This is a genomic window from Nocardioides sp. (genome assembly GCF_964228225.1).
Classification (GTDB): domain Bacteria; phylum Actinomycetota; class Actinomycetes; order Propionibacteriales; family Nocardioidaceae; genus Nocardioides.
Genome location: NZ_CAXQZB010000085.1, coordinates 1 through 7,113, shown reverse-complemented (window position 1 = coordinate 7,113; position 7,113 = coordinate 1). Strand labels below are relative to the sequence as shown.

The window sequence follows — 7,113 nt, the reverse complement described above, 5'->3', positions numbered from 1 at the left end:
GGGGGCCCCCGGCCCGTACGTCGTCCGCGGTGTCCGGATCGGTCAGGAGGTCGGCTTCTGCGCGCCCACGACCCACATCGCGAAGAACTGCGACCCGCCGCCGTAGGCGTGGCCCAGCGCGCGGCGGGCGCCGTCGATCTGGTGCTCCCCGGCCAGGCCACGCACCTGCAGCGCCGCCTCACCGAAGCGCAGCATGCCCGAGGCGCCGATCGGGTTGGAGGACAGCACGCCGCCGGAGCAGTTGACCGGGAGCCGGCCGTCCATCGCCGTCCCGCCGGACTCGGTGAGCTTCCAGCCCTCGTACTCGGCGGCGAAGCCCAGCGACTCCAGCCACATCGGCTCGAACCAGGAGAAGGGCACGTAGATCTCGGCGGCGTCGATCTCGTCGACGGGCGAGGTGATGCCGGCCTGCTTCCACAGCGCGGCGGCGGCGTCGCGGGAGGCCTGCGGGTTCACCTGGTCGCGCTCCGCGGCGGTGGTGGCCTCCGACCGCATCACCGTGCCGTGGATCCACGCCGGGTTGGGCGAGGCCTTGGCGATGTCCTCGTCGACGATCACCAGCGCGCAGGCGCCGTCGGAGGACGGGCAGGTCTCGTCGTAGCGGATGGGGTCCCACAGCATCTGCGAGGCCAGCACCGACTCCACGGTGGTGCCCTCGTTGTGCAGGTGCGCGTAGGGGTTCTTCAGCGCGTTGTTGCGGTCCTTGGCCGCCACGATCGCCCCGACGTGGGTGGGGGCGCCGGAGCGGCGGATGTAGGAGCGCACGTGCGGGGCGAAGTAGCCGCCCGCGCCGGCGTGCACCGGCATGTTGAACGGCACCGGCACCGACAGCGCCCACATGGCGTTGGACTCCGACTGCTTCTCGTAGGCCACCGTCAGCACCTTGCGGTGCACGCCGGACTGCACCAGCGACGCGGCGACGATGGCGGTCGAGCCCCCCACCGAGCCGGCCGTGTGCACGCGCAGCAGCGGCTTGCCGGCCGCGCCGAGCGCCTCGGCGAGGAACAGCTCGGGCATCATCACGCCCTCGAACAGGTCGGGGGCCTTGCCGACGACGATCGCGTCGATCTCGTCCAGCGTCATGCCGGCGTCGGCCAGAGCCCGGTCGATCGCCTCGCGGCACAGACCGGCCATCGAGACGTCGTCGCGGCGGGCGCGGTGGTGGGTCTGGCCGATGCCGACCACGGCGGCGGGCTGCTTGCCCATCAGGCACGTCCTTCCATGACACACACGAGGTTCTGCTGCAGGGCCGGACCCGAGGTCGCGTGGCCCAGCGTCTTGCCGGCCTCGCCGTCCCAGATCCGGGTGGCGGCCTCGCCGATGCGGATGCCGCCGGCCGAGAACATGGGGTTGCCGGTGAGGGCGCCGCCGGAGGGGTTGATCCGCACGTCGTCGCCCAGCCCGAGCTCGCGGCGCAGGATCAGCTCCTGGTGGCTGAACGGCGCGTGCAGCTCGGCCACCTCCACCCCGGCGAGGTCCACCGCGGCGCCCGCGCGCTGCGCGGAGCCGGAGCGGGTGAGGTCGCGGGTGCCCATGCTCATCGGGTCGATCGAGTGACCGAAGCCGGTGATCCAGGCGGGACGCTCGCGCACCTCGCGGGCCTTGTCGCCGGCGGCGAGCACCAGCGCGGCGGCGCCGTCGGTGACCGGGGCGCAGTCGTGCTTGCGCAGCGGGTCGGCGTACATCGGCTTCGCGAGGAGCTCGGCCACCGAGGAGCCGCCCTTGCGCAGGGCGTGCTCGTTGCGCTCGGCGTCGGTGAGGCTGCGGTGGGCGACCTCGGCCATCGCGGTCTCGTCCCACAGGCCGGCGTCCAGACCGGCGCGGGCCTGCAGGCCCGCCAGCGACACGGTGTCGGGCCACAGCGGGGTCATCGTGTAGGGGTCCAGCTGCAGCGCCAGGGTGCGGCGCAGCACGCCGGCCGAGCTCTTGCCGAAGGCGTAGACCAGCGCGGTGTCCACCTCGCCGGTCTGGATCTTCAGCCAGGCCTCGAAGAGCGCCCAGGCCAGGTCCATCTCGACGTGGGACTCGTTCACGGGCGGGATGACGCCGATGGCGTCGACCGCCTGCACGAACGAGAACGAGCGTCCGGCCAGGTAGTCCGAGGAGCCGGAGCACCAGAACCCGACGTCCGCCCGGGTCCAGCCGGTCTGCTCGTAGCACTCGGCGAACAGGGGGACGAGCATCTCCACGCAGGTGGGGGACCCGTCGAAGTCCTTCATCTGTCGCTGGGCGAACCCGACGACGGCGACGTCTCTCATCGTGTGCTCGCTCTCAGAGGTGGTGACGGTAGGTCTCGTAGTCCGCGTCCGGCTCACCGGTCGGCGCGAAGTGGCTGATGTTCTCGATCGTGGTGCCCCACTCCTCGCGGGGCTTCCAGACCGCCTTGACCCGCATGCCCATGTGCACGTCCTCGGCCGGGCAGTCCAGGATCAGGTGCAGGAACGCGATGTCCGCGCCGTCGAGCAGGATGTAGGCCGAGACGTAGGGCGGGGTGATCCGCTGGCCCAGGAACGGGACGTTGACGATGCAGAACGTCGTGACCGTGCCGGTCTCGGAGAGCTCGATCTCCTCGGCGGTGGGGGTGCCGTCGGCGGGGCAGGCGCTGCGCGGCGGCACGTACACCTTGCGGCAGGTGGGGCAGCGCTGGCCGACGATCTTGCCCTGCTCCAGGCCCCGGTAGAACGCGCTCTCCTCGGGGGAGGCGGCGTAGACGTAGTCCAGGCTGACCGGCGCGATGATCCCGGTGACGGGGTCCACCGCCCCGGCGGGTGCCACCGGCAGCGGCGTCTCGTCGGGGGCCGGCTCGAAGCAGGCGATGTCGGTCATGTGGCCCTGGCGCTCGGTCGCCCACCGGATGCGCACGCGCATGCCGGTGCGGACGTCGTCGGGGGAGGCGACGTCGAGGGCGTGCAGCAGCGGGGCGGTGGCGCCGTCGAGGGTGACCAGGGCGAAGGCGAAGGGCCGGTCCAGCGGCTGGCCCTTGACCGGCTCCGGGACCCACGTCCACGACGTCACGGTGCCGACGGAGGACACCTCGACGAAGTCGGTGAGCTGGGCGTGCGTGACGGGGTCGTACTCGGGCGGCGGCACGACGACGGCGCCGTCGCTGGTGCGGCCGGCGACGACGACGCCGTCGCGCAGGCCGGTGAAGAAGCGGCCGAGGACGGGCCCGGTCGAGCGCGTGTAGTCGAAGGCGACGGTGACCGGCGCCGAGAGCGTGCGGGACATGGCCCGAAAGTAGAACACGTTCTACCCAGAGCACAACACTTCTGGTTGAGTGTCGTCCATGAAACTGGGACTGCAGCTGGGGTACTGGCAGGCACAGCCGCCGACCGGCGTCGCCGAGCTCGTGGCGGCCGCCGAGGAGTCGGGGTTCGACGCGATCTTCACCGCCGAGGCCTGGGGGTCGGACGCCTTCACGCCGCTGGCGTGGTGGGGCAAGGACACCTCGCGCGTGCGGCTGGGCACCTCGATCGTGCAGATGTCGGGGCGCGCCCCGACCTCGATCGCGATGCACGCACTCACCCTGGACCACCTCACCGGTGGCCGGCTGATCCTCGGCATGGGCGTGAGCGGCCCCCAGGTCGTGGAGGGCTGGTACGGCCAGCCGTTCGCCAAGCCGCTGGCCCGCACCCGCGAGGTCGTGGACATCATCCGCCAGGTGCTGGCCCGCGAGGCGCCGGTCACCAACGACGGCCCCCACTACCCGCTGCCGTTCCGTGGCGAGGGCTCGATCGGGCTGGGCAAGCCGCTCAAGCCGATCACCCACCCGTTGCGCGCGGACATCCCGATCTGGCTGGGCGCCGAGGGCCCCAAGAACGTCGCCCAGACCGCCGAGATCGCCGACGGCTGGATCCCGATCTTCTACACCCCCAAGTCGGCCGGGATGTACCAGCCCTGGCTCGACGAGGGCTTCGCGCGACCGGGCGCGCGGCGCACCCGCGAGACCTTCGAGATCGCCGCCACCTGCCACATGCAGATCGTCGAGAACGCCGAGCAGAAGCAGATGGTCATCGACGCGATGAAGCCCTACGTCTCGCTCTACATGGGCGGCATGGGGGCGGAGTCGATGAACTTCCACAACCAGGTCTTCACGCGCATGGGCTACGAGGAGCTCTCGGCCCAGGTGCAGCAGCTCTACCTGTCCGGGGAGAAGGACAAGGCCACCGCGCTCATCCCCGACGAGCTCGTCGACGACCTCCACATCATCGGCACCCCCGCCGAGGTCCAGGACAAGGTCGCGGCCTGGGAGGACACCGGCGTCACGACGCTGCTGCTGTCCTTCCGCAACGCCGAGGAGATCCGTCGCACGGCCGAGCTGCTGGCCTGAGGCCACCGGCGTCCGGCTGATCCAGGCCGATCCCGGCTGACCCCGGGTGATCCCGGTCGGTCCGCCGTCGACGCCACCCGAGCGGGCGTGCTGCCGCGGCGATCGGGGCGCGAGAGTGGAGGCATGAGCGCCTCCACCTCCGTCCCGACCGCGCCCGGCGGCACCCTCCGGCTGGGGGACCGCCCGATCTCGCGACTCGGGTTCGGGGCGATGCAGCTGGCCGGCCCCGGCGTGATGGGTCCGCCGCGCGATCCCGAGGCGGCGCGGGCGGTCCTGCGCGGCGTCGTCGACCTCGGGGTCACCCACCTCGACACCAGCGACTTCTACGGCCCCCACCTCACCAACCAGCTGATCCGCGAGGTCCTGCACCCCTACCCCGAGGACCTGGTGATCGTCACCAAGGTCGGCGCCCGCCGCAACGACAAGGGCGACTGGCTGCCGGCCGTGCGCCCGGACCTGCTCGTCTCGGCGGTCGAGGACAACCTGCGCCACCTCGGCCTGGAGGCGCTCGACGTCGTGAACCTGCGGGTGATGCCGCCCATCGCGGGGGAGCAGCGGTTCCTGGAGGCGTTCGGGGTGCTGGCCGACCTGGTGCACCAGGGCAAGGTGCGCCACCTCGGGCTCAGTGAGGTGGACGGCGAGCACGTGCGCCTGGCCCGCACGATCGCGCCCGTGGTGTGCGTGCAGAACGAGTACAACCTCGCCCGCCGCGACCACGACCCGCTGATCGACCTGCTCGCGGCCGACGGCCACGGCACCGTGTTCGTGCCGTACTTCCCGCTCGGCGGGTTCACGCCGCTGCAGTCGCGGATCCTCGACGACGTCGCCGCCGCGCGCGGCGCCACGCCCCAGACCGTCGCGCTGGCCTGGCTGCTCCAGCGCTCCCCGAACATCGCCGTCATCCCCGGCACCTCGAACCCCGACCACCTGCGCGCCAACGTCGCCGCCGCCGACGTCGTCCTCACCGAGGAGGAGCTCCTCGAGCTCGAGGGCATCGGGGGCTGAGGCGGTGCGACGGTTTCCTCGGTCAGCCGAGCAAACCGTCGCCATCCGGCCGTCTGGAGCCCTTGAAGCGACAGTTTGCTCGGCCAACCGAGCAAACTGTCGGGGCCCGGTGACACGAACCTAGAACACGTTCTAGTCTGCGGGCATGAGCGACCTGCGCACGCCCACGCACAACGGCAACCTGATGGTGGCGGCCCTGCGGCGTCACCGCGACAAGCCGGTGATGTTCCTCGGCGACACCACCCTCACCGGGGGTCAGACCGCCGACCGGATCAGCCAGTACATCCAGGCGTTCGAGTCGTTGGGGGCCGGCACCGGGACGGCGGGGGCGCTGCTGGCGCTCAACCGCCCCGAGGTGCTCTACATCATCGGCGCGGGGCAGACCCAGGGCTACCGGCGCACCAGCCTGCACCCGCTGGGCAGCGCCGACGACCACGCCTACGTCATCAACGACGCCGGCATCTCGACGCTGGTGATCGACCCGTACTTCACCGAGCGGGCGCTTGCCCTGCTGGAGAAGTGCCCGGGGCTCACCCAGGTGCTCACGATCGGCCCGGTGCCGGCCGAGCTGGAGGGTCGGGCCACCGACCTCGTGGCCGCCGCCGCGCAGTTCGCCCCGCAGCCGCTGACGGCGCGCACGCTGCCGCCGGACCACGTCGTCTCGATCACCTACACCGGCGGCACGACCGGCAAGCCCAAGGGCGTCATCGGCACCGCGCAGGCGATGTCGACGATGACCCAGATCATGCTCAGCGAGTGGGAGTGGCCGGCCGAGCCGCGGTTCCTCATGTGCACCCCGCTGTCCCACGCGGGCGCGGCGTTCTTCACCCCGACCGTCATCAAGGGCGGCTCGCTCTACGTCCTGAGCCGGTTCGACCCGGCCGAGGTGCTGCGCACCATCGAGGAGCAGCGGATCACCGCGACCATGCTGGTGCCCTCGATGATCTACGCCCTGATGGACCACCCGGATTCGCACACCCGCGACCTGTCGTCGCTGCAGACGGTGTACTACGGGGCCTCCGCGATGAATCCGGTACGCCTCGCCGAGGCGATCCGCCGGTTCGGGCCGATCTTCGCGCAGTACTACGGACAGTCCGAGGCACCGATGGTGATCACCTATCTGGCCAAGGGGGAACACACCGCCGATCGACTGACTTCGTGCGGACGCCCGACGCTGTTCGCCCGCACCGCACTGCTCGACCCCGACGGCAAGCCGGTGGCCCGGGGCGAGGTCGGGGAGATCTGCGTGTCCGGACCGCTGCTCTGCGGGGGGTACTGGAACCTGCCTGAGGAGACCGCCAAGACCTTCAGTGGCGGCTGGCTGCACACCGGTGACCTGGCGCGGGAGGACGAGGAGGGCTTCTGGTACATCGTCGACCGCGTCAAGGACATGATCGTCACCGGAGGTTTCAACGTCTTTCCGCGCGAAGTGGAAGACGGCGTGGCCGAGCACCCGGCGGTGCATACCGCCGATCTCACCATCGGCGCCTGACCCACGCTGATTCGCCCATCTTCTGTTGAACCCCGTTTTGTTGCGCCCGCCTGGCATGCCAGCGCGGGCATTTGTGTTTGTTGAGGAGTCCTCCATGTCTGATGAACTGCAATCCCTTCCCCCCGAACTGCCAGTCGAACCCGTGTTGAATCTGCGCGCCGAAGATCTCGATGATTTGCTCACCCGCGCCGCCGAACGCGGGGCTGAGCGTTGCCTTGCCCATCTCGGCCTGGAAAACGGCCATGCCGCGCGCGACATTCGTGAGTTGCGCGATCTGCTCGAAGCA

The 7,113-nt window shown here is 71.0% G+C and carries 7 protein-coding genes; 4 read left to right on the top strand and 3 right to left on the bottom strand.

Annotated features, from left to right (window positions below; all coding sequences use genetic code 11):
• Nucleotides 1–42: 42 nt before the first annotated feature.
• The 3 genes from ACERUJ_RS19725 to ACERUJ_RS19715 are packed head-to-tail and all read right to left on the bottom strand — an operon-like array spanning nucleotide 43 to nucleotide 3,228.
• Nucleotides 43–1,206, bottom strand: coding sequence for a thiolase domain-containing protein (locus ACERUJ_RS19725; protein WP_370250681.1), 1,164 nt, complete (start codon nucleotides 1,204–1,206; stop codon nucleotides 43–45).
• Nucleotides 1,206–2,258 (bottom strand): thiolase domain-containing protein, encoded by a 1,053-nt coding sequence (locus ACERUJ_RS19720; RefSeq protein ID WP_370250680.1) that lies wholly within the window; start codon nucleotides 2,256–2,258, stop codon nucleotides 1,206–1,208. The genes ACERUJ_RS19725 and ACERUJ_RS19720 overlap by 1 nt, the downstream gene beginning before the upstream one ends.
• 13 nt (nucleotides 2,259–2,271) lie before the next feature.
• Nucleotides 2,272–3,228: a Zn-ribbon domain-containing OB-fold protein gene (locus tag ACERUJ_RS19715; protein ID WP_370250678.1), complete on the bottom strand. Its 957-nt coding sequence runs from the start codon at nucleotides 3,226–3,228 to the stop codon at nucleotides 2,272–2,274.
• Nucleotides 3,229–3,286: 58 nt separating this feature from the next.
• Here ACERUJ_RS19715 and ACERUJ_RS19710 point away from each other — a divergent pair, with 58 nt between their 5' ends.
• The 4 genes from ACERUJ_RS19710 to ACERUJ_RS19695 form a co-directional block, all read left to right on the top strand.
• The gene (locus ACERUJ_RS19710) at nucleotides 3,287–4,330 is read left to right on the top strand and encodes an LLM class F420-dependent oxidoreductase (protein ID WP_370250676.1); all 1,044 of its coding nucleotides are present in this window, start codon (nucleotides 3,287–3,289) and stop codon (nucleotides 4,328–4,330) included.
• 123 nt (nucleotides 4,331–4,453) lie between these two features.
• Entirely contained in the window at nucleotides 4,454–5,335 is an 882-nt protein-coding gene (locus ACERUJ_RS19705) for an oxidoreductase (RefSeq protein ID WP_370250675.1), read from the top strand.
• A 145-nt stretch (nucleotides 5,336–5,480) separates the two neighbouring features.
• Nucleotides 5,481–6,827: an AMP-binding protein gene (locus ACERUJ_RS19700; protein ID WP_370250673.1), complete on the top strand. Its 1,347-nt coding sequence runs from the start codon at nucleotides 5,481–5,483 to the stop codon at nucleotides 6,825–6,827.
• 94 nt (nucleotides 6,828–6,921) lie between these two features.
• Nucleotides 6,922–7,113 (top strand): DUF6127 family protein (locus tag ACERUJ_RS19695; RefSeq protein WP_370250671.1); only part of this gene is annotated, 192 nt, incomplete at its 3' end.